Origin of the sequence: Flavivirga algicola, assembly GCF_012910715.1 — a bacterium.
GTDB lineage: Bacteria > Bacteroidota > Bacteroidia > Flavobacteriales > Flavobacteriaceae > Flavivirga > Flavivirga algicola.
Genome location: NZ_JABBHF010000009.1, coordinates 107,613 through 128,499, shown reverse-complemented (window position 1 = coordinate 128,499; position 20,887 = coordinate 107,613). Strand labels below are relative to the sequence as shown.

Below are 20,887 nucleotides of genomic sequence, written 5' to 3'. Positions count from 1 at the left end.
CTAATTCCGCTTAAAAAAGTTAGATTTGTTAATAGAATGCTTAATAAAAACGCCCTAAATATTTTTATGAAAACAAAACTACATTATGTTTTATCAATAACAATGCTTTTGTTTGCATTTTCGGCTATTGCTCAAAATTCTTCATGGAAACAAGTCGAAAATTTAAAAAATTCTGAAAAACTATCTAAATTTCATTTAAATAAAAATGAAATACACCTATTTGAACTCGACATGATTTCGTTCAAAAAGCGTGCGGTTTCTGCAACCTTAAGAGGGGCTGATAGTAAAAAAAGCCATACTATTATTTCTGTACCAGGCGCTCATGGGAAAATGGAAGCTTTTAAAATTTATGAAGCTCCTGTTTTTTCTCTCGAACTGGCTTCTAAATATCCAAATATTAAATCTTATGTAGGTGTTAGTGTAGATAATTCTGGAACTCGTCTACGAATGAGCATGTCTCCTCAAGGAATACAGACTATGATTTCTTATGTTGATAGCCCTACAGTGTTTATGCAACCTTTAGCAAAAGGATCTAGTAAATATGTTGTCTATGATAAAGGCTCTAAAAGTGGTTTAATTGACAAACTAGAGTGTAAAACCCTAGATAAATTAGATAAAACCTTTAATAAAACAAGCCAAACAGCAAAGGTTAATGAAGGAGGTGCAAACGATCAAACCCTGCAAAAATTTAGAATTGCTGTTTCTACGACATCGGAATATACGGCTTATCATGATGATGGTAATGCGGGCAATGGTGATGCCGTTGCAGATGCGCTGGCAGCAATAAATACGACTTTAAGTAGGGTTAATGAGGTCTTTGAGACTGATATGGCTGTGACCTTTGAACTCATTGATGCGACACAGTTAATATATACAGATGCCGCTACAGATCCATATTCTGATGCAAATGTAGGTACGGACGAGGGCAACTTTGATAATACGAATGGTTGGAGTTTACAGCTTCAAAACAACTTAACAAGTGTTATTGGCAATGGTGCTTACGATATAGGTCACCTTTTTGGAGCCACTGGAGGAGGAGGAAATGCTGGTTGTATTGGTTGTGTTTGTGAGAATCCTACCGGCGGGTCGCCTCATGGAAAAGGAAGTGCTTATACATCACCATCGAATAATATTCCTGAAACTGATACTTTTGATATCGATTTTGTTGCACACGAAATTGGTCATCAAATGGGAGCGAATCATACCTGGGCTTTTGATAGTGAGGGAACAGGTGTTAACTCTGAACCTGGAAGCGGAACTACCGTAATGGCTTATGCTGGTATTCAAGGTGCAGATAACGTAGAACTGAATGGTGATGACTATTTTCACTACCATAGTATTAAGCAAATATTAGATAATCTGAGTACCAAAAGTTGCCAAACAACAGAAGCTATTTCGAATAACCCACCAAGTGCCGATGCAGGAAATAATTATAACATACCCAAAGGAACAGCCTATGTTTTAAGAGGTGCTGCGACAGATTCTGATGGTGGAGATAATCTAACGTATTGTTGGGAACAAATTGATAGCGGGATTACGAATTACATAAATTTTGGTCCAGAATTAGCTTCTGGTCCTACCAATAGATCATTGCCCCCTTCTAGTTCTCCTGATAGGTATATTCCTAAATTTAGCAGTGTTATTGCTGGTAATACGATACAATCCAATCCTACGTTAGGAAGTGATTGGGAAACTGTTTCAACGGTGGCAAGGTCTTTAAACTGGGCATTGACTGTTAGAGACAGGGCTCCAGCTTCTTCTACTGGAGGGCAAAGTAGTTATGATACCATGCAGATTATAGTTGAAGATGTAACGCCTTTTACTATGACGAATCCCGTTTCCTGGTCTCAAGGGTCTACACAAACCATTGAATGGGAAGTAGGGCAAACAACCAATGGGACTATTAATTGTCAAAATGTAAATATAAAACTGTCAACAGATGGCGGTTTAACATTTCCGACAACAATAGCGTCGAACACTCCTAATGATGGTTCTTTTGACTATAATGTGCCTGCCATGTCTGATACTTCTACAGCACGACTGTTAATTGAGGCTGCAGATAATATTTTTTACGATGTCTCTAATTTTGATTTCTCTATTTCTACAACACCAGATTTTTTTATGATTGAGGAAACTTTAGATCCCATTGCTTGTGGAGAGACAACAGCAACATTTCGTTTTGATTTTGTTACAGCGAATGGTTTCTCAGAAAACACTGTTTTTAGTACTTCAGGAAGCCCTGGAAGTTCTACTGTGACTTTCTCTCCTGCAAGTTTAGATGCTTCTGGAAGTGTTACTATGACTATTAGTAATTTAAATGGTGTGGCGACTGCAGACTATAATTTAATTGTTACGGGGACTTCAGCATCCATTACAAAAAATAAGAATGTCGCATTTCCCTTTTTCAATGGATTATGTGCTTCTGTTGGGAATACAACGTTTGGTACAAGTACAACACGTGTTCAATTTAATACCATTGACAATGCCTCTGCCAAACCTTCGGGTTATTCAGATTATACTTCAATAACTACAGATTTAAGTAGGGATAGTTCATATGATTTAACAGTAAATGTGAATACGGACGGGGATTATACCACTGCTACTAGGGTTTGGATAGATTGGAATCAAAATTGTAGTTTCGATGATGCTGGCGAAGTATATAACTTAGGGGACGCTACCAATGTTACTAACGGAGTAACCACCAATTCGCCATTGTCAATTACAGTTCCTATAAATGCGATGCCAGGGAACACCGTTATGAGGGTTTCAACAAAATATAAAGATGATGGGTTGCCAGTTTCTTGTGAGAATGGTTTTGATGGTGAGGTTGAAGATTATACCATTAATATATTAGCTTCAGATTTTGAATATGACACGTCAATAACATTGGTTCGATTTAATACGATTGACAATGTTACTGCTAAGTCTTCGGGCTATTCTAATCATACATCTATTAATACGGAAGTAAATAGGGATGATGCATACGATTTAACCGTAAATGTGAGTACAGAAGGGAGTTTTACAACGGCTACTAGGGTTTGGATAGATTGGAATCAAAATTCCGTTTTTGATGATCCAGGTGAGGTGTATGATTTGGGTGAAGCCACCAATGTATCAGATGAGGCTACTAGCAATTCACCACTTTCTATTAGTATTCCTGTTAATGCTGTTTTAGGAAACACCATTATGAGAGTTGCTACCAGATATGTAGGGTCTTCTGGGGATCAGGAGCCTATACCTTCTGAAAATGGTTTTGATGGTGAAGTTGAAGATTATACGCTTACAATATTACCAACTAAAGCTATTGAAGCATCTGGTTTTGAAAACCTGATTGTGTATCCAAATCCCAATAATGGAGATTTTTATATTAAACTGAATGGTTCTTTGTCCAGAGATATAACCGTAGAGGTTTTTAATATAAGAAGGCAGTTTCTTTACAGGAATGTATTTGAAGGCACTGGAGATTTAAACGAATATGTAAATTTAAACTATATGCAACCTGGCTTGTATATTTTAAAGGTAAGTGATGGGGTACGGGAATCTGCTAAAAAGATTATTATTAATTAAAATGTAGAAAAGGGGATGTCTAAAAAGTAAGCAAACTGCCACATTGAGCCTGTCGAAATGTTTTTAACTGACTGATATTCAATATTGGTTTCGACAAGCTCAACCTGACAAATTAAATCATAAAGACTTTTTAGACAGCCTCCTGAGTTTTCTAGACCTCTTTTATTTACCATTAAAAGTATTCATGGTGATATTTATTCCAGCTAATACAAAGGATTTTATAAGCTCTACCGATTTGTCCAAGCGTTCTTTAAGCTTATCCGATTCCTCTTGGGTCCATGCTCCCAGAACATAATCAACCTGCCGCCCTTTAGAAAAGGTGTCACTTATTCCAAATCTAAAGCGGTTGTATTTCGTAGTGTTTAACTTATCTTGGGTGTCTTTTAGTCCATTGTGTCCACCATCACTGCCTTTTCCTTTTAGCCGAATACTCCCAAAAGGCAGATTTAAATCATCTGTAATAACCAATAAGTTTTCTAGAGGAATTTTTTCTTTTGTTAACCAATATAATATCGCTTTTCCGCTTAAATTCATATAGGTGTTAGGCTTTAAGAAAATAAAGGTTCTTCCTTTTAATTTGTATGTGGCAAGATCTCCTAGTTTTTGGGTTTCAAAAGTTAAAGACTCTTTATTTGCAAAATGGTCTAATATTTTAAATCCTATATTATGACGGGTATTTTCATATTTTTCTCCTATATTCCCTAAACCTACTATTAAATACTTCTTCATTATACCTTGTTCTTCAATGTCCTTTTCTTTCCTAAATAATTTGAATAAAAAGCGATACATAACATTTTATGTTTATGTAAAAATAAAAAAGCATCCCGAATAATACAGGATGCCTTTAATATTTAAGTTAAGAATATATCTATTCTTGAGCTGCAGGTGTTTCAGCTCCTTCTGCAGCAGGTGCTGCTTCAGCTCCTTCTTCAGTTTCTTCGTCTTCATCATCGTCTGCAACTGCCGTTCTAGACGTTTTAATTTGACATACAACCGTATTGTCTGAATGTAAGAAAGTATATTTATCACTTGGTAAGTCACCAACAGCAACTTTATCACCAATTTTTAGAGGTGTGATATCTATTTCTATAAAATCAGGTAGGTTAGCAGGTAATGCTTTGATACGAAGTTTTCTATTGTTTCGTCTTAAAACACCACCGTTTTTAACACCTCTAGAGTTTCCTACTAGCTGTACTGGAATATTTAATGCAATTTCTTTGTCTTCGAATAACTGATAAAAATCTATGTGTAAAATTCTATCGGTAACTGGGTGGAATTGAATATCCTGAAGTACTGCATTAAAAGTCTTCCCATTTTCCAAGTTAATTACAACAGTATGCGCATTCGGTGTATATACCAGTTTGGAGAATGCTAATTCTGCTGCTGCGAAATGAACTGGCTGATCTCCTCCGTATAATACGCAAGGAACCTGACCAGCATTACGTAAGGCCTTTGTTGCTTTTTTGCCCACGCTTTCTCTTTGAGATCCGTTGATTGTAATTGATTTCATAATTTTAATTTATAATTATTTTTAATTATTCTAGTTAACCTCAACTATCTTATGGTAGTTGAGTCTTTTGGCTTCGCTCAAGATAAACTTAAGCCGAAACTACATGACAAATTTTGAACTAATAGACTGATTGTTATGAACTTTCTCCATAACCTCTGCAAATAGGTCTGCACAGCCCAAAACTCTAATTTTATCACTCTCTTGTGATAATGGAATGGAGTCTGTGACTATAAGTTCTTCTAATTTCGAATTTTTTAATCGTTCGTATGCGCTTCCAGATAATATAGGGTGCGTACAAATAGCCCTAACGCTTAATGCGCCTCGTTCCATCATTAAATCTGCTGCTTTGGTTAAGGTTCCTGCTGTGTCTACCATATCGTCAACCAACACCACATTTTTTCCTGTCACATCACCAATAAGCTCCATATGCGAAATAACATTCGCTTTAGCACGTTGCTTGTAGCAAATGACCACGTCACTTTCTAAAGCTTTAGAATAAGCATAAGCTCTTTTAGACCCTCCCATATCTGGAGAAGCAATTGTTAAATTGTCCAGATTTAAACTTTTTAAATATGGAAGAAAAATGGTCGATGCAAACAAGTGATCTACAGGTTTTTCAAAGAAACCTTGTATTTGATCGGCATGTAAATCCATGGTGATAATACGTGTAGCTCCTGCAGCTTCTAGCATTTTAGCAACCAATTTCGCGGCAATTGGTACACGAGGTTTATCTTTTCTATCCTGTCTAGCCCACCCAAAATATGGCATCACTGCAGTAATGTGTCTTGCAGATGCACGTTTAGCAGCATCAATCATGAGCAACATCTCCATTAGATTTCTTGGACCAGGGTTGGTAGAACCAATTATAAAAATCCTAGTTCCTCGAATAGATTCTTCGTAGGAGGGTTGAAACTCGCCGTCACTATAGGTAGAGGTAATTACATTTCCTAAATTAACGCCGAATGCTTTGGCGATTTGTTCGCCTAAGACTTTACTCTGAGTACATGCAAAAATTTTAGCTTCAGTATTTACAACGGCCATAGTAACTTGTTGTTTTATAGTATATAAAGACTACCTTATTTTAAACGAGGTGCAAATTTATACATTTATTTTTACCTAAAAAGTATATTGATGGGTATTTTTATGTTTAATTATCGAAAAAATCTATATTTTTGCTGTCCGAAATGCTCAAGTGCCTGCCTGTCGGCAGGCAGGGCGGAATTGGTAGACCTGTCTGCCGACAGGCAGGTGCGCTAAACAAGGATATATGTTTATGCTTTATCTAGTTTAAAACACAATTATATATGTTGGTTTAACTCAAGATCTGAGTAATCGTATTAAGCGCCATAATGACGGTAGAGAAAGAACTACAAAGTTTTACAGACCCTATGAATTAATCTATTCTGAGAAGTGTAGCAACAGAATTGAAGCTAGGGTTCGTGAAAAATATTGGAAATCTGGAATAGGTAAAGAAAAATTACGCTCTATTCGTAATAATGATTAATTTTGCTGTCTAAAATGCTCAAGTGGCGGAATTGGTAGACGCGCTGGATTCAAAATCCAGTTCTTTCGGGAGTGTGGGTTCGATTCCCACCTTGAGTACAAAGCCTTTACAAAAGAAATTTTGTAAAGGCTTTTATTTCCAAACACTGCTCAAACTTTACAATTTCTAGTTATCCATAAATGATTTTACCTTTATTGTAGCTATTGCTGGACAAGCTTCTTCATTTGTGAAGATCATCTTAAGCTTCTTTTGAGAAAGTGTTCTATTTTAGTTATAGATTATATACATACACTGTATTTTTTAGTCATATATATGTTTATGAGCAGGTTTTTCCTTCTGATAGTAAAGTTTAACGGTTGGTTTAGTCTAACTTAAAAAATTCAATCCCATTTTCGCCTACATACAGATTTATATTATTTTTCTTAACCAAAAAAATGTAAAAATCCTTTTCCGGGATAAAAGTAACTACTTCAATTGAATCATAGTTCGGTTCTATTAAATGACACGGGTCCATCAAAAATTTCAAGCCGACCAAATCTCCTTTTTTTATATAAACTATTCTTTTTGAGTAATAGTAATCAAATTGAATCTCATCATATGCAATCGGTAAAATTAGATTCATGTTTTCATCAGTAATACCAATCTTATCTCCTTTTTGAACTATGTTTAATTCTTTATACCCACATTTTTTTTCGTACATTCTCTTAGAGAACCCAATGTTTTTAATTACTTTGATTTCATTATTATCGGGGGTTTTGTTAATCTCATCTGATCCTTTCATGTTAACAAAATACTTGTGTCCTCCTCCTAGAATTTCTGTGGATTCAATGATAAACTCTTCAACCACCGTTTCAAAATCTTTCTTTTTTAAAGCAGCATAATCTTCATAGGTGATTTCTTCTCTTTTACCTTTTTCACCATCTTTATAAATCTTGTCGCTAGTTTTATAGATATACAATTCAAGATTCCGTAATATTTCTAAATCTATATAGTCGGTTTGAATTTGCTTATATTGCTCATTATACTCATTATAATTAATTACCCAGTATTTATTTTTCTTCTTTGCTATGATTTGATGGTTAAAATCGAAAATCGAATCATAAACTATCGGAACTGTAACTTTTAATTTTTTGTAATCATATAATCCTTGCTTCTTACTGCTTGACTCAACTAGTCCCCCATGTTTTAAAAGATAGGAGATATCTGGAGAATTAGATATGAAACAATCTTCAGGTAATAAGTTGTTGTTATTTTTATCAATCAATATTGTTCTGCCATCATTATTTACTACATATGCAAAATCTTGTCCCTTAAATGAAAAAAAGAATGTTGTTTTATTATTATATGTAGGTGGTATTAAAATGTTACCATTAACATCGCAATACCCCCATTTACCGTTTGCATAATAGGGAATAAACAACTCCGTATTTTGTGCTGTGTTGAATTGGCAGAATAAGGTAGTTGTTAAAATCAATAAGGCATGCAATGTTTTTAGTAAAGTTGTTTTCATTGGATTGTTGTTTCGGGACAATAGGAGTTTTGTTCTTATTTTTTACTGGACAAAAAGCCTATATTATTCATACTCTTGAATCATCTTCGAAGTTCTATTAAATACCATTTCAAAATCTTTGATTTCAGTAAAGTGGGTATAGATGGCTGCAACAGGCGTTAAAATTTCGAAATCAGATTTTTCTACATTTCCTGTCATCAAAGCAAAGCACTCTAAAGCTTCATTATTTTTTTCATAAACTCCATAAATAATCCCTTTGTAAAGATTGAGAAAGGATTTTGAATAGTCATCAGAAAATCGTTCTAGCCCTTGATTACATTGCTCCATGGCAATGTCATATTTTGAAGAAATCAAATTAAACTTAACTCTGTTTAAAAAAGCGTTTCTACAAAAAATACCGTTACATGCTAAGTCCAGATATTCCATTGCCTTTTCAGGCTGTTCTAGTTCATCATAAGCACATGCTAATAAATTTAGGGCTTCGGGAATTTCTTTCATGTAAGGACCTGGTATTCCAGGGTTAATCTGGTTTTTCTCGAAAAAAGCTCCTAAGGTCTCTACAATTAATGAATGATCACTTTTTGAAAAAGCATCCTGTGCTTTTTCATAGAGTGCTCCAAATTGTTCCATAGGATTTACATCTTCATCATCAAGATACTCCAAGAAATAATCTAATGTCTTATGAATATTTATAAATTCGCCTGTTTCATGATCACCATAATAAACAGGACAATTTTCTTGACGAATATCAATAGCTAAAAAGTCGGTTAGCTCATCTCTATACTCTAGATCGGCTAAAGTAGAAAAAGCGATGTATTCACAATTATCCTTTTTAGACCCGCTTGCCAACCAATCTTCATGGTTATTTTGTAATCCTGTAAAAGCAGTTTCAGAAAAGTTCAACTCAAATTGAACTACGGGATCCCAACCAGGTAAATTAGCAATTGTACTATCACTATAGTTTTCCATTTCTGAAAGATAAAACTTTTCCAACCTTGTTGGAATGGATGATTTACAATAGGATTTTACGGTGTTTAACATTTGAGACATAACATTATGGGTTAAATTAATAGTATGCAATGTAGCATGTGTCAATCTGAATTCACTGCAGATCATATTTTTACATGATTCATTGCTGCTACAAAGCAAAGCTAAATTTTATGTTCTCGCTACCCAGTTTTCCGTGAAAATACAATGCTGTATTTCATAGTAGTTTGCAAATAAAAAGCAGCGGAAATTTCTTTGTGATCTTTAGAGCAGCTTCAAATGGTGTACATTACGAAAAATTGTAACGTACAGAATATGAACTACTTTGTAAACCTGATTTGTAAATTTAGTTTGAAGCATAACTGATCATTTTCGGTATAAACTTTGCCAAAATCATGTCTTGACGAACTTGCGGTATCAAGTTTTGTGTTATTTAACAAATAGTCTTCAAATTCGTTTCGGTTGTAAATATGGTAACACAAAACATCTCCATTTTCTTTTACAATTAGGTAGCCTCCAGTTGCGTCATATTGCCCAGTCCAAACTTTAGAAGGCATCATTCCAAGAGCCACATCGGTTAAAAACCGTTTGATTTTATATTCATAGAATTTGTGCTCGTTTTGGGTGTCAAATTTTAAGGGATTTTTTTCTGCTATTTCATTAACCAATTCTGTTAAGTTTGAAGACTTGCTTGAATAAAAACCAAAAATGATTTGTGATAAAATCTCTGGAAGCAAACTATCAATTAATACAAGGTTGTTTGAGAAGATTTGCTTTTCGGTTTTTACAAATTCAAACGCGCCACCTTTGTTTTTAATTTGAACTATTCTGTCCATGATTTTACGCCTTGAATCAATTGAATTGATTTGTAGAATATCATTTTCTGTTAAGTTAGTCCCAACAATTTTGTAAATAAAATTGGTTGTTCTGCCAGCATTAAGTAGTGTAGAAGGACTGCCAAGTTGGGATTTAATGCTAAAACCAAGTATGGGCTGTTGGTTGGTTCTTTGGTCGTGAACTACAATGGTGATATCTGTTTTTGCAGAAGAACTTGCTTTTAAAGAGATACAGTTAATGGACTTCATAAATACTTCAATTTCTGGAACAGAAAAAGTCCGTTCTTTGTTTTCCTTAATCGCGTTTAATAGAAAAAGAGCCTTGTTTTTAAAATCAGAAATCGGAATTTTTAAAACTTTTTCATTTCCCGAAACTAGAATAATTTCATCTTGGATCGTATACCCAAAATTGCTATTGTTTTCGGTACGAAGTATCTTAATGATAGGATAAATGAAGCCTTCTAATTGTTCAATGTGTTTATCTCCGAGAAATAATTGTTTATCTCCTAATAACTTGAAAAGGGCATAAATTTCACTCCACTCCCCTTTGTTACCAGCAATCATTTACAGTTAAGTTTTTCTATTATTTTTTCCGCGGTCGCCTGAATTGCAGGAACTGCCACAGAATTACCGAACTGTTTGTATGCCTGTGTGTCTGAAACCACAATTTTAAAATGGTCTGGAAAGCCTTGTAACCTTGCCCATTCCCGTGGTGTCATTTTTCTAATGCCTTCCCTGTTTACTTTTCCAGAAATTTTGGTTACTGGGTTGAAATTAGTTAGCCTATCATCAAAGACCAAGTTTCTTTCTCTTCCCATACCCCCACAGACCACAGCGTTTGCAGTTCCGTTATTTGGAATTATTTCATAACCAAAACCATTTCCTTTACTTTCATGTCTTGCTCTGTGGTTTTTTAATGTTTGTACGTAAGTTGTGGATAGGTAATATTTAACAGAGACTTCGTTCTCTTCTAAAATATCCTCTAAAACGACATCTGTTTTAGTTGGTTCTGGGTATTTAAAATTATTAATACCTAAATCCTTTCGGAAACCAACAATAAAAATACGCTCTCTATTTTGGGGTACACCAAAATCTTTTGCGTTTAATATTTGAGGTTCTGGAACATAGTAATTTAAATCTTCACGAAGGACGTTTAAAATTGTTGCTAATGTTTTTCCTTTATCGTGGTTACGAAGCCCTTTTACATTTTCAAGAAAAATTGCTTTTGGCTGTTTCTTTTTTATGATTTCGGCAACATCAAAAAATAATGTGCCTCTCGTGTCTTCAAACCCACCACGTCTTCCTGCAATTGAAAATGCCTGACAGGGAAAACCAGCACAAAGCACATCGAAATTATCTGGGATATGGTTTTTTGTTTCGTTTTTTGTAATATCTCCAAATGGGATTTCTCCAAAATTAGTTCTGTAGGTCTGTTTAGAATACTTATCCCATTCGCTTGTAAAAACACACTTACCGTCAAGGTTTTGAAGCGCCAAACGAAACCCGCCAATTCCTGCAAAAAGGTCAATAAATTTAAATTTTGGTTTTTCTGGTGCTGGGAAAGGAACAGATTTGTTGAGGTCTGAGATTAAGTGTTGAAGCGTTTCTTCAGTGTTTTTTTTCGTAACCTTTTCTGATGGATATGTTTTTTCGAGAATTTCTTTAACAAAAGAAAGCGCCCCTTTTTTGTAAAATTGAGACACACCGTTTCTGTGATTATGTAAATAGTGTGTAAATGAAGCAGGTATAGAATTTTCTGGATCAACTGATTTTATTTCAAATAGTTGTTCTTCAACGTTTTCTATGTCAATTCTTTCCTTAAGCATCAGCTCTTATTTAACCCCACAAGTTAATAAAGTTTGTTGCTACGGTCGGTTAGTTTCTAATTTTTTATTCACAATCTTTTCACGGTATTTATGTGAGATTGACAAAAAGAGGCTTTTTTTATTTTCAACACAGGTTTTGCATAGTAAGGTATTAAGCCTGTGTATTTTTCGGATTTAGCTCTTAGCTGAATTTATGAGTTTAGTTCTTAATTTTTATTGTTTTTATGAGCTTGAATCAAATCATTCATATTTCGACCTTTTTCACGAATTGCTAATGAACAATAATTTTTACCAGAATTAGATTGAGATTCTAACACAACCAATTTCCCTCCAATTTCTTCCATTAAAGTTCTGTCATAGTTCATTAATTTATAGCATGCTTCTGCATTTCCTGTTCCACGAAGCGGACAATGAAGATGTATTTCTGTGTAAGCAGTATCGTTAGAAACCTTTGTGATTTTAAAAAAATCCTGTCCATCTATGGGCATCATTTTTTTCCATGTTTCTGCCAATTCATGAACATTATCCGCATATTTCGGCTTATTCAAACGTATATTAAGTTTTGCATTTTTTTTGGTGATCCAAAAGGTAAAACTGTCAAATAGCTTTCTTTTGGAAAAGAAGGCTAAAATTTTCAAAATAGTATTAAATGTTTTCTGCGTTTTTAGGTGTTTTCTCATTGCTCATGATGTATTAATTTTAGCAAAATTAGAAATCATGAAATTAAAAATCTGTGATATATATCAATTAATACTAGAACGTATTCTACTCAATGTTTCCCTTGTAATTCCTAAGTAACTAGCAAGTTGTTTATTAGATATATGTTGAATTAAATGGGGCTCCTCTGTTATTATCTGTTTGTATTTTTCAGTTGCTGAATAGGTTTGAATTAGAAATAGGCGTTTTTCCAATTGAATGGTGTAAAGTAAATTAAAATGGTTAATAACCTGCTCAATTTGAACGGATGGTATTCGAGCATTGAAAAATTTGTGGCTACTAATTTGATACAATACACCATCACTTAACATTTCAATACTTTCATAGCTTGGTTCTTTTGAGAAAAAACTTGTAAAGGACGTAATAAAGCTATTTTTGAAACCAAACCAAGTTGTTATTTCTTTATCATCTTTTACTGAAAACGAACGACAAATTCCATCAGAAATAAAATATAAATTTTTACAAAGATCACCTTGATTAAGTAATAAATCGCCTTTCTTTTTTCTCTTTTTGACAAATGATTTTTCTAGAATATCCAATGTTTGTTTATCCAAACCAGGGATACTTAGAGAGATGTATTTTGTAATTTCATTCATAGTTTTGTAAAAACAATATGACTATCATCCTGTTTGCTTTTTCAGTTTAGTAAACTTAGTTAATTTCTATATCTCGTTATCTGCAAATCTTTATTAATGTTATTTTATTTCTACTTGAAACTTAATGTTTCCCATAATGAAATAGGATGTTTTGTTTACACGTAACTAGTTTTTATTTCTAATTTGTTCCATTTTTCCTTCCATTGTTTCTTTTCAATTCTGGTATTGTATGTAGTTAAATCAAATCCAGGGGTAGGTAGCACCAAAAGATTGAATAGGTCTTCTAGACCATAAGGTGCTAGATATTCAATTTTGTTCTTGGAATTTAATCTTACAGCTATTGAGGTTGCAGTTTCGGGCCAGAAAGAAATCGCTTCATTACAATTAGCATATGGTTTATGTCCATTTCTGATATGCATTCTTGATTGATTTTTCACAGACCAATTTAGATTCGGATAAAAGTTTTTTAGCTTGTTTTCTATTTGCAAGTCATATGCTTTGGCTGAATTAGATTTGTCAAAGTATATAATATCAATATCATTAAGCTCAGTGCGCTCTTTTCCGTGCTTTTCATCCCAAACTTTGTTCCTGACAAAACCAGCTCCAATCCAACAATCATTTAGGTTTAAACTTCTAACTACTTTCAAAACATCAGTCATCCACACATCGTTTTCAATCATTTCAATTAGTTTATTTTCCAATTTTTAGTAAGTTTCATTTTTATTAATACTAATGGTTCCTGCATAAGAATCTATAGCTATTTCTATCATAGGAGACGTTTTATAGGGGCTCTTAATTATTTCTTTCGCGAAGTATGATATTCCAAACTGTTATTAGGATTAGTTACATGCATAAAAGAAATTACTTTATAAAGAGTAATCAAAACTTTAAAAATATGAAATTCACTTTAGGTTAGATATTTTTCTACACTATTTTCCTTTTACAGCATATTTCAAATTTTAAAATCTATAAACCTTCATAATATAAAAACGAGTATTTGAGTCTTAAAATGAAAACACCTAACTTTATGCAGAATAAAAAATAAAGTAATTAGCTACTCTGATTAAAATCTGTCTAACCTATTTTTAAGGGCAACATCTATTTAATAATGCAGTTAAGCTTATAAAAAGATTAAACAATTAAAACATGAAAAGAATTAAGCCTCTCATTTTACTTGCATTGGTATTCGTTATTAGTATCAATTGTAAAGAAAAAAAAGCCACACCAATACCCGAAACCGTTAAAGTTGAGGATAGCAAAACAGCAAAGCCTAATATTGTTGTGATATACGTAGACGATTTAGGATATGGAGATGTCGGTTTTAATGGGGCAACGGAAATTAAAACGCCTAACCTGGACAAGCTTGCAAATAACGGGGTGCGTTTTACTAATGGTTTTGCGTCTTCTGCAACTTGTACACCTAGTAGATATGCCTTATTAACAGGAACATACCCCTGGAGGGAGAAAAATGCTAAAATCTTACCAGGAACGGCTCCTTTAATCATTTCTACAGATCAAATGACCGTTCCTAAAATGTTAAAGACGAAAGGATATCATACAGGAATTGTTGGAAAGTGGCACCTAGGGTTAGGGACTGGACATGTAAACTGGAATGAACACGTAAGCCCAGGACCCAATGAAGTGGGGTTCGATTATTCGTATATCATGGCGGCAACTCAAGACAGAGTGCCTACTGTTTATATTGAAAATGGTGATGTTGTTGGCTTGGATCCAAACGATCCTATCGAGATTAGCTATAAAGAAAATTTTGAAGGACAACCAACGGGTAAAGCCAATCCAGAGTTGACCAATATGAAATGGCACCACGGCCATAATAACACGATTGTAAACGGGATACCGCGTATTGGTTATATGAAAGGAGGGGAAAAGGCTAAATGGAAAGATGAAGATATGGCAGATCATTTCTTAAAAGGAGCTCAGGATTATGTTAAAAAACATAAAGATGAACCGTTCTTCCTTTACTATGCTATGCAGCAACCTCATGTGCCTAGAACCCCGCATCCGAGATTTGTTGGTGCATCTGGTTTAGGTCCAAGAGGCGATGTTATCGTTGAAGCAGATTGGTGTATAGGAGAGTTTATAAAAACCCTTGAAACTGAAGGGTTATTAGAAAACACTCTCATTGTATTTACAAGTGATAATGGCCCTGTTTTAAACGATGGTTACTTTGATGATGCCGATACTAAAATTGGAAAACATACCCCAGCAGGAAAATTAAGAGGTGGAAAATACAGTTTGTTTGAAGCGGGAACCCGTATGCCGTTTTTTACTTACTGGAAAGGAACGATTCAGCCTTCGGTTTCGGATGCATTAGTATGTCAATTGGATTTATTGTCATCGATTGCCAAGTTGGTTGAAAGTGATGTTAGGGTAGAAGATAGTCAAGAGTTATTGGATGTTTTTATGGGAAAATCTCAAAAAGGTAGAGAAAGTTTAGTTATTGAAGCAACTTCAAGAACAGCTTATAAGGAAGGTGATTGGGTTATGATTCCTCCTTATGAAGGACCGACTGTTTTAAAAGATGTGCAAATTGAAATAGGGAACTCTGAAGATTTTCAGTTATATAATTTAAAAGAAGATATTTCTCAGCAACATAACTTGGCAGAAACCAATAAAGAAAAACTCCAGGAGATGATTGCTAAATTTGAGACTATTAGGGGTAAAGACTACAATAAAACTCAAAAGATCGAATTGAAATAAATCGCTTACATAGAAAATAAAAAGCGCTTTGATGTCTCTTTGAGAATAGAGATAAAAAAGTTATTAAGCTTATATAAATAATATAATGTTTGGTCGAGCCCAGTCGAGAAATTTTAAATTTCTTGACTGCACTCGATGAGGCAATTTTTAGTCTTTCCAACACATTTTTTAAAGAATAAAATAGACTAAAAAACCAAACTCACAGAAGTTCCTTTATCTTCAATGCTTTTAATTAATATTTTTCCTTTGTGAAGTAGCATAATCTGTTTACATAAGCTTAAGCCAATACCGCTTCCTGTTTTTTTAGTTGTAAAAAAAGGAACAAAAACGTTTTCAATAATTTCATCGGGAATGCCTTTTCCGTTGTCTATTATTTTCAAAACAGACTGCCCTTCAATTGTTTTTTGAGCTTTTAAAATTATTTTAGGGTTTTCAATATCCTTGCAAGCTTCAACAGCATTAAGTATTAAATTAATAAGTACTTGTTCAATAAGGTATGTGTCAATTTCTACTTCTAAAGGTGCGTTTTCATTTTCGAAAACGAGTTCGATATTTTTTCCTTCGAGAGAAGGTCGCATAAGGGTTTTAATATTGCCAAAAAGCTCATCCACCAAAATGGTACTTAAATTAAGCTTAGTGATTTTATTCAGGCTGCGATACGTTTTTGCAAATTTTAAAAGGCCTTCGCTTCTCTTTTTTATACTTTCAATGCCAATGTCTAAATCGTTCATATCAAGAGGATTATTTGTTGAATCTTCGATAGATAATTCTACTTTAGATTGTAGCGTCTCAGCTAATGAAGAAATAGGAGCAATAGAGTTCATGATTTCATGGGTCATAACGCTTAGAAGCTTTTTCCAGGCTTCAGACTCGTTCTTGTTTAGGGTCTCTTCAATATTTTGCAGAATAATTAATTTAAATGTATCGGTTTCTATTTCAAAGATTGAATTTGCAATTAAGAACTGCGCTTTTTCATTATTAATCTCAATATTAATTGTATCATTAGTCGTATGGTTTTCTATGAAAATGGTTTCATAAAGTTTAGGGTTCCTATTTTCAATAAACCTGATATTTTTTAAAGACGGAATATTTAGCTGCTTTTTAAAAGCATCGTTAACCCATAAAATCTTACCAGACTCTACATTATAAGCAACTATTCCTGTTTGAATGAGCTCCAAAATTTTTTTTAAGTACAGGTGTTGCGTTTCCTTTTCCTTATTTATTTCCAGTACGGTTCTGTTTACTTCATTAAAGCCTTTATGCAATTCCTTAACATCATCTGCTCCCGAATTTTCATTGTACCAACGGGAGAAATCTCGATACTTTACCGATTCGAAAAAATCATCCATTTCTTGAAATCGACTGGAGATAAATTTAAAAAGATTAAGAAAACTGAAAATTGCTAAAACAATAAAAGGAATGATTATGATGATTTTGTAGGGCACGTCCAATTTAAAATCAAGTGTGCCAATAGATATCGCTAACCCAGTGAGCGAAAAAAATAAAATAAGAGCCCTAATTATTAGAGCCAATTTATATTTTTTATAAGCCATATTTGTTTAATCTTCTGTACAAGGCGGTTCTTGTGATGCCTAATTCTTTAGCAGATCTTGATACATTGCCACCATGTTTTTCAAGTACTTTTAAAATGGCATTTTTCTCAATGGTTTCAAGCTTTAAATCGTTTTGACCGATTTTTTTTCCCTGTTTTTCTATGGGAGAAAAAACAAGATCTGTATCATACAAAATAGTGTTTTCTGCCATAATTACGGCACGTTCTATAGCATATTGAAGTTCGCGGACATTTCCTGGGAAATAATAGTTTTTTAATTTTTCAATAAAACTAGCATCCAATTGAAAACTGGACTTCAAATATTTTTCGGCATATAGCCCAATAAAATACTTTGCTAACAATACAACATCTTTATCCCGGTCTCTTAAAGGGGGCATGACAATTTCAACGGTATTGATTCGGTAAATAAGATCTTTTCTAAAATTAGCTTCGTCTGCTAATAATTTAATATCGAGATTGGTTGCACAGATAAGTCGTATGTTTATAGGAACCGCTTTATTAGATCCCAAAGGGGTTACCTGTCTATTTTGAATAACGGTAAGTAATCGTGCCTGTTGCTGTAAGCTAATATTGCCTATTTCATCTAAAAATAATGTACCGCCATCTGCAGCTTCAAACCGCCCTTGCCTGTCTGTTTTTGCATCTGTAAAGGCCCCTTTTTTATAGCCAAATAATTCGCTTTCAAATAATGTAGCTGTTAAAGCACCAACATCTACTTTTACAAAAGGTTTGTTTTTTCGTAAGGAATTATCGTGTATAGCTTTGGCAATGAGATCTTTACCTGTGCCATTTTCACCTAAAATTAAAATATTAGCATCTGTGGGGGCAATTTTTTTAATTTTGAAGAAGACATCATTCATCACATGACTTTCGCCAAGTATTTCTGTTTTGGTGATTAAAGTGTTTTGTTTTTTAGATGTTTTAGACTTTTTCTTATCTAAAACTTCACCAATGGCTTCAATAAGTTTGTTGTTTTCCCAGGGTTTGACTAAAAAATCCGAAGCCCCTTGTTTCAATGATTTAATGGCTAAATCTAAATCGCCATAGGCTGTTATTAAAATAACCGAAACCTCTTTATTGATGCTTTTAATTTTATTAAGCCAAAAAATACCCTCGTTGCCCGTATTAATAAGGCCATTAAAATTCATGTCAAGAATAATAATGTCGAATTTATGCTGCTGAATCAAGGAAACAATATGGTTTGGGTTTTTTTCTGTAACAACACTATTTACTTTAGATTTTAGCAGTAACCTCATGGCAGTCAGCACATCGGTATCGTCATCTACAATTAATATGTTTGCGTTTTTTAACAACATCATTACAATATTACAATAATAATGGTCTGGTTAAAAATTATTAAACTACAAAAAATGGAGTTGATAAAAAGTGTGTTGTTATCGAACGCAAGTGTATCATTTTCGAACACTTTGAAAATATTTTAGTTTTTTAAAGTATTGATATTGAGTATTTTGAAAAGTGGCACGGTAATAACTATATATTGAATAAATATAATAACATACATGGATATCCCATTAGAGAAGAAACGTTTTAGTAAAAAGAGAATTAGTATAGCAGTTGGCATATTGCTTTTAATATCGCTAATCATTTTTGTAGTGGTTTCTACAGGAGGAAAATCGAAGTTGAATGTAGATATGGAGCGTATTTCAATTAGTGAAATCAAAGAAGGCGTTTTTCAGGAAAATATTCCAGTGACTGGAGTAGTCATGCCCATTACCACTATATATCTAGATGCTCTTGAAGGTGGTCGTGTGGATGAAAAATTTGTTGAAGATGGGGCAATAATGAAACAAGGAGAGCCTATTCTACGTCTTTCAAATACCGATTTGGAATTGAGTTTGGTAAATCAAGAGACCTCTGTTTATAATTTATTGACACAAATGCAAATTTCTCAGAATGCAGCCAGTCAGAATACCATTAATAGATTAAATAGGATGACCGATGTAGAAAATGCATTTATAGAAGCAGATCGGGTTTATCAACTTAATAAAAAACTATTGGCAGAAAAAGCGATAGGCAATCAGGAGTTTCAGGAGTCTGCAAACAATTATAAGTACCAAAAACAGCGCATGAAATTGGCAAGAGAAGTTTTAAAACAAGATTCTATATCTACGAAACAGGAAGCTAATCAGAAAAGGAACTCCTTGGCAAGAACACAAAGTGCTTTAGAGCTCATGCGTAAAAAAGTAGGGGATTTGGTAGTTAGAGCCCCTGTAGATGGACAATTAACTTCTTTAGATGTTGAAATAGGTCAGTCTAAAACTAAAGGGGAGCGTTTAGGGCAAATAGATGTGTTAAGTGGTTTTAAAGTACGTGTAGATATTGATGAGCATTACATTTCAAGAATTTATACAGGACAACAGGGAACTTTTGAGTTTAATGGCGAAACACATGTATTAACCATTAAAAAAGTTTTTACTCAGGTAACTAACGGAAGATTTCAGGTAGATATGTTATTTGATGAGAAAGTAGAAGGGATTCGTCGGGGGCAGTCCTTACAAATTCGATTGGCTTTGAGTCAGGAAAAGCAAGCCGTTTTAGTGCCTAAAGGTGGGTTTTTTCAAAAAACAGGGGGTAACTGGATTTTTAAATTAAATGAAGATGGAACTCTGGCTTATAAAGTTGACATTCAATTAGGAACAAAAAATACCCAATATTATGAAGTGTTAGAAGGTTTGTCTCCTGGAGATAAGGTAATCACATCCAGTTATGATAATTTTGGAGACAAACAGGAATTAGTATTAAAGTAACAAACATATAAATAAATCATCATTATATAGGAAGTCAGAGTCTTACACCTTGATAATGACACTAAAAAATAAAACATTCAAAATGATAAAAATTACAGATTTAGAGAAATATTATAAAACAGAAGAACTTCAAACTATTGCATTAAACAAGTTGTCTTTTGAAGTTAAAGAAGGCGAGTTTGTGGCCATTATGGGGCCTTCAGGATGTGGAAAATCTACATTGCTTAATATTTTAGGTATGCTCGACGATTCTGATGGCGGTAGTTTTATTTTTAATGGTGAAGAGGTTATAAATTATAACGAGCGCAAGCGTGCCAACATTCGTAAGCATAACATTGGGTTTGTATTTCAAAGCTTTAATCTTATTGATCAACTTTCAGTATTTGAAAATGTAGAACTTCCTTTAATATATACAGGAGTTAAAAAAGCAGAACGAAAGAGACGTGTGGAAGAGGTTTTAGAAAAAATGCAGATTATGCACAGGCGCAAGCATTTTCCACAACAATTATCTGGAGGGCAGCAGCAAAGGGTCGCTGTAGCAAGAGCGGTGGTTAATAACCCCAAGTTAATCTTAGCCGATGAGCCTACAGGAAATCTAGATAGTAGTAATGGTAACGAAGTTATGGACTTGTTAACGGAGTTAAATTCTCAAGGAACCACTATCGTTATGGTAACGCATAGTGAGCATGACGCGAAGTTTACACATCGTATTATCAGAATGTTAGACGGGCAAAAAGTCGCAGAGAATAGTTTGGTTTAAGCTAAAATATGA

At 33.8% G+C, this 20,887-nt stretch carries 17 protein-coding genes and 1 tRNA gene; 6 read left to right on the top strand and 12 right to left on the bottom strand.

The genetic code is table 11. The annotated features are described in order from the left end of the window. Window positions 1–66: 66 nt before the first annotated feature. Entirely contained in the window at window positions 67–3,567 is a 3,501-nt protein-coding gene (locus tag HHX25_RS15575) for a zinc-dependent metalloprotease (RefSeq protein ID WP_169675410.1), read from the top strand. Between the two features lie 162 nt (window positions 3,568–3,729). On the opposite strand, the gene pth is transcribed toward HHX25_RS15575, so the two are convergent. The 3 genes from pth to HHX25_RS15560 form a co-directional block, all read right to left on the bottom strand. Next, on the bottom strand, window positions 3,730–4,356 hold the full coding sequence (gene pth, locus HHX25_RS15570) for an aminoacyl-tRNA hydrolase (RefSeq protein ID WP_169675408.1): 627 nt from the start codon (window positions 4,354–4,356) through the stop codon (window positions 3,730–3,732). Between the two features lie 79 nt (window positions 4,357–4,435). Continuing rightward, window positions 4,436–5,077 (bottom strand): 50S ribosomal protein L25/general stress protein Ctc, encoded by a 642-nt coding sequence (locus HHX25_RS15565; RefSeq protein ID WP_169675406.1) that lies wholly within the window; start codon window positions 5,075–5,077, stop codon window positions 4,436–4,438. A gap of 99 nt (window positions 5,078–5,176) precedes the next feature. Continuing rightward, complete coding sequence (locus HHX25_RS15560) at window positions 5,177–6,118, bottom strand: ribose-phosphate pyrophosphokinase (protein ID WP_169675404.1); 942 nt, start codon at window positions 6,116–6,118, stop codon at window positions 5,177–5,179. A 256-nt stretch (window positions 6,119–6,374) separates the two neighbouring features. Here HHX25_RS15560 and HHX25_RS15555 point away from each other — a divergent pair, with 256 nt between their 5' ends. Continuing rightward, window positions 6,375–6,581, top strand: a complete 207-nt coding sequence (locus HHX25_RS15555) for a GIY-YIG nuclease family protein (protein WP_317169101.1) — start codon at window positions 6,375–6,377, stop codon at window positions 6,579–6,581. Window positions 6,582–6,597: 16 nt separating this feature from the next. Then, a tRNA-Leu gene (locus HHX25_RS15550) sits at window positions 6,598–6,679 on the top strand. A 263-nt stretch (window positions 6,680–6,942) separates the two neighbouring features. Here HHX25_RS15550 and HHX25_RS15545 read toward each other — a convergent pair. The 7 genes from HHX25_RS15545 to HHX25_RS15515 all read right to left on the bottom strand — a co-directional run bounded on the left by HHX25_RS15545 (window position 6,943) and on the right by HHX25_RS15515 (window position 13,754). Continuing rightward, a complete protein-coding gene (locus HHX25_RS15545; protein WP_169675402.1) occupies window positions 6,943–8,091 on the bottom strand; it encodes a WG repeat-containing protein in 1,149 nt (382 codons plus the stop codon). A 63-nt stretch (window positions 8,092–8,154) separates the two neighbouring features. Beyond that, window positions 8,155–9,207: a hypothetical protein gene (locus tag HHX25_RS15540; protein WP_169675400.1), complete on the bottom strand. Its 1,053-nt coding sequence runs from the start codon at window positions 9,205–9,207 to the stop codon at window positions 8,155–8,157. Between the two features lie 191 nt (window positions 9,208–9,398). Further along, window positions 9,399–10,478 carry an HpaII family restriction endonuclease gene (locus HHX25_RS15535; RefSeq protein ID WP_169675398.1) on the bottom strand — a complete coding sequence of 360 codons (1,080 nt, stop codon included), beginning with the start codon at window positions 10,476–10,478 and terminating at the stop codon, window positions 9,399–9,401. Next, the gene (locus tag HHX25_RS15530; protein WP_169675396.1) at window positions 10,475–11,740 is read right to left on the bottom strand and encodes a DNA cytosine methyltransferase; all 1,266 of its coding nucleotides are present in this window, start codon (window positions 11,738–11,740) and stop codon (window positions 10,475–10,477) included. Before HHX25_RS15530 ends, HHX25_RS15535 begins: the two co-directional genes overlap by 4 nt. 206 nt (window positions 11,741–11,946) lie before the next feature. Continuing rightward, a complete protein-coding gene (locus tag HHX25_RS15525) occupies window positions 11,947–12,288 on the bottom strand; it encodes a hypothetical protein (protein WP_169675394.1) in 342 nt (113 codons plus the stop codon). Window positions 12,289–12,483: 195 nt separating this feature from the next. Then, a complete protein-coding gene (locus HHX25_RS15520) occupies window positions 12,484–13,053 on the bottom strand; it encodes a Crp/Fnr family transcriptional regulator (protein WP_169675392.1) in 570 nt (189 codons plus the stop codon). Between the two features lie 155 nt (window positions 13,054–13,208). Next, window positions 13,209–13,754: a nucleotidyltransferase family protein gene (locus HHX25_RS15515; protein WP_205958051.1), complete on the bottom strand. Its 546-nt coding sequence runs from the start codon at window positions 13,752–13,754 to the stop codon at window positions 13,209–13,211. Between the two features lie 445 nt (window positions 13,755–14,199). On the opposite strand from HHX25_RS15515, the gene HHX25_RS15510 reads away from it, so the two are divergent. Continuing rightward, window positions 14,200–15,774 (top strand): sulfatase family protein, encoded by a 1,575-nt coding sequence (locus HHX25_RS15510; RefSeq protein ID WP_169675390.1) that lies wholly within the window; start codon window positions 14,200–14,202, stop codon window positions 15,772–15,774. Between the two features lie 185 nt (window positions 15,775–15,959). On the opposite strand, the gene HHX25_RS15505 is transcribed toward HHX25_RS15510, so the two are convergent. Together HHX25_RS15505 and HHX25_RS15500 are read right to left on the bottom strand one after the other, a co-directional pair. Further along, window positions 15,960–17,327: a sensor histidine kinase gene (locus HHX25_RS15505; protein ID WP_169675388.1), complete on the bottom strand. Its 1,368-nt coding sequence runs from the start codon at window positions 17,325–17,327 to the stop codon at window positions 15,960–15,962. After that, window positions 17,317–18,663, bottom strand: a complete 1,347-nt coding sequence (locus HHX25_RS15500) for a sigma-54-dependent transcriptional regulator (protein WP_169675595.1) — start codon at window positions 18,661–18,663, stop codon at window positions 17,317–17,319. The genes HHX25_RS15505 and HHX25_RS15500 overlap by 11 nt, the downstream gene beginning before the upstream one ends. Window positions 18,664–18,867: 204 nt before the next feature. Here HHX25_RS15500 and HHX25_RS15495 point away from each other — a divergent pair, with 204 nt between their 5' ends. Further along, window positions 18,868–20,115, top strand: a complete 1,248-nt coding sequence (locus HHX25_RS15495; protein ID WP_169675386.1) for an efflux RND transporter periplasmic adaptor subunit — start codon at window positions 18,868–18,870, stop codon at window positions 20,113–20,115. 82 nt (window positions 20,116–20,197) lie between these two features. Next, window positions 20,198–20,875: an ABC transporter ATP-binding protein gene (locus tag HHX25_RS15490; RefSeq protein WP_169675384.1), complete on the top strand. Its 678-nt coding sequence runs from the start codon at window positions 20,198–20,200 to the stop codon at window positions 20,873–20,875. Window positions 20,876–20,887: the final 12 nt, after the last annotated feature.

Coding starts and splice junctions, on each gene's coding strand:
- HHX25_RS15560 (WP_169675404.1), bottom strand. CDS start 6,118: ATGGCCGTTGTAAATACTGAAGCTAAAATTTTTGCATGTACTCAGAGT.
- HHX25_RS15520 (WP_169675392.1), bottom strand. CDS start 13,053: ATGAATGAAATTACAAAATACATCTCTCTAAGTATCCCTGGTTTGGAT.
- HHX25_RS15535 (WP_169675398.1), bottom strand. CDS start 10,478: ATGATTGCTGGTAACAAAGGGGAGTGGAGTGAAATTTATGCCCTTTTC.
- HHX25_RS15500 (WP_169675595.1), bottom strand. CDS start 18,663: ATGTTGTTAAAAAACGCAAACATATTAATTGTAGATGACGATACCGAT.
- HHX25_RS15540 (WP_169675400.1), bottom strand. CDS start 9,207: ATGATCTGCAGTGAATTCAGATTGACACATGCTACATTGCATACTATT.
- HHX25_RS15510 (WP_169675390.1), top strand. CDS start 14,200: ATGAAAAGAATTAAGCCTCTCATTTTACTTGCATTGGTATTCGTTATT.
- HHX25_RS15490 (WP_169675384.1), top strand. CDS start 20,198: ATGATAAAAATTACAGATTTAGAGAAATATTATAAAACAGAAGAACTT.
- HHX25_RS15530 (WP_169675396.1), bottom strand. CDS start 11,740: ATGCTTAAGGAAAGAATTGACATAGAAAACGTTGAAGAACAACTATTT.
- HHX25_RS15505 (WP_169675388.1), bottom strand. CDS start 17,327: ATGGCTTATAAAAAATATAAATTGGCTCTAATAATTAGGGCTCTTATT.
- HHX25_RS15495 (WP_169675386.1), top strand. CDS start 18,868: ATGGATATCCCATTAGAGAAGAAACGTTTTAGTAAAAAGAGAATTAGT.
- HHX25_RS15565 (WP_169675406.1), bottom strand. CDS start 5,077: ATGAAATCAATTACAATCAACGGATCTCAAAGAGAAAGCGTGGGCAAA.
- pth (WP_169675408.1), bottom strand. CDS start 4,356: ATGTATCGCTTTTTATTCAAATTATTTAGGAAAGAAAAGGACATTGAA.
- HHX25_RS15575 (WP_169675410.1), top strand. CDS start 67: ATGAAAACAAAACTACATTATGTTTTATCAATAACAATGCTTTTGTTT.
- HHX25_RS15545 (WP_169675402.1), bottom strand. CDS start 8,091: ATGAAAACAACTTTACTAAAAACATTGCATGCCTTATTGATTTTAACA.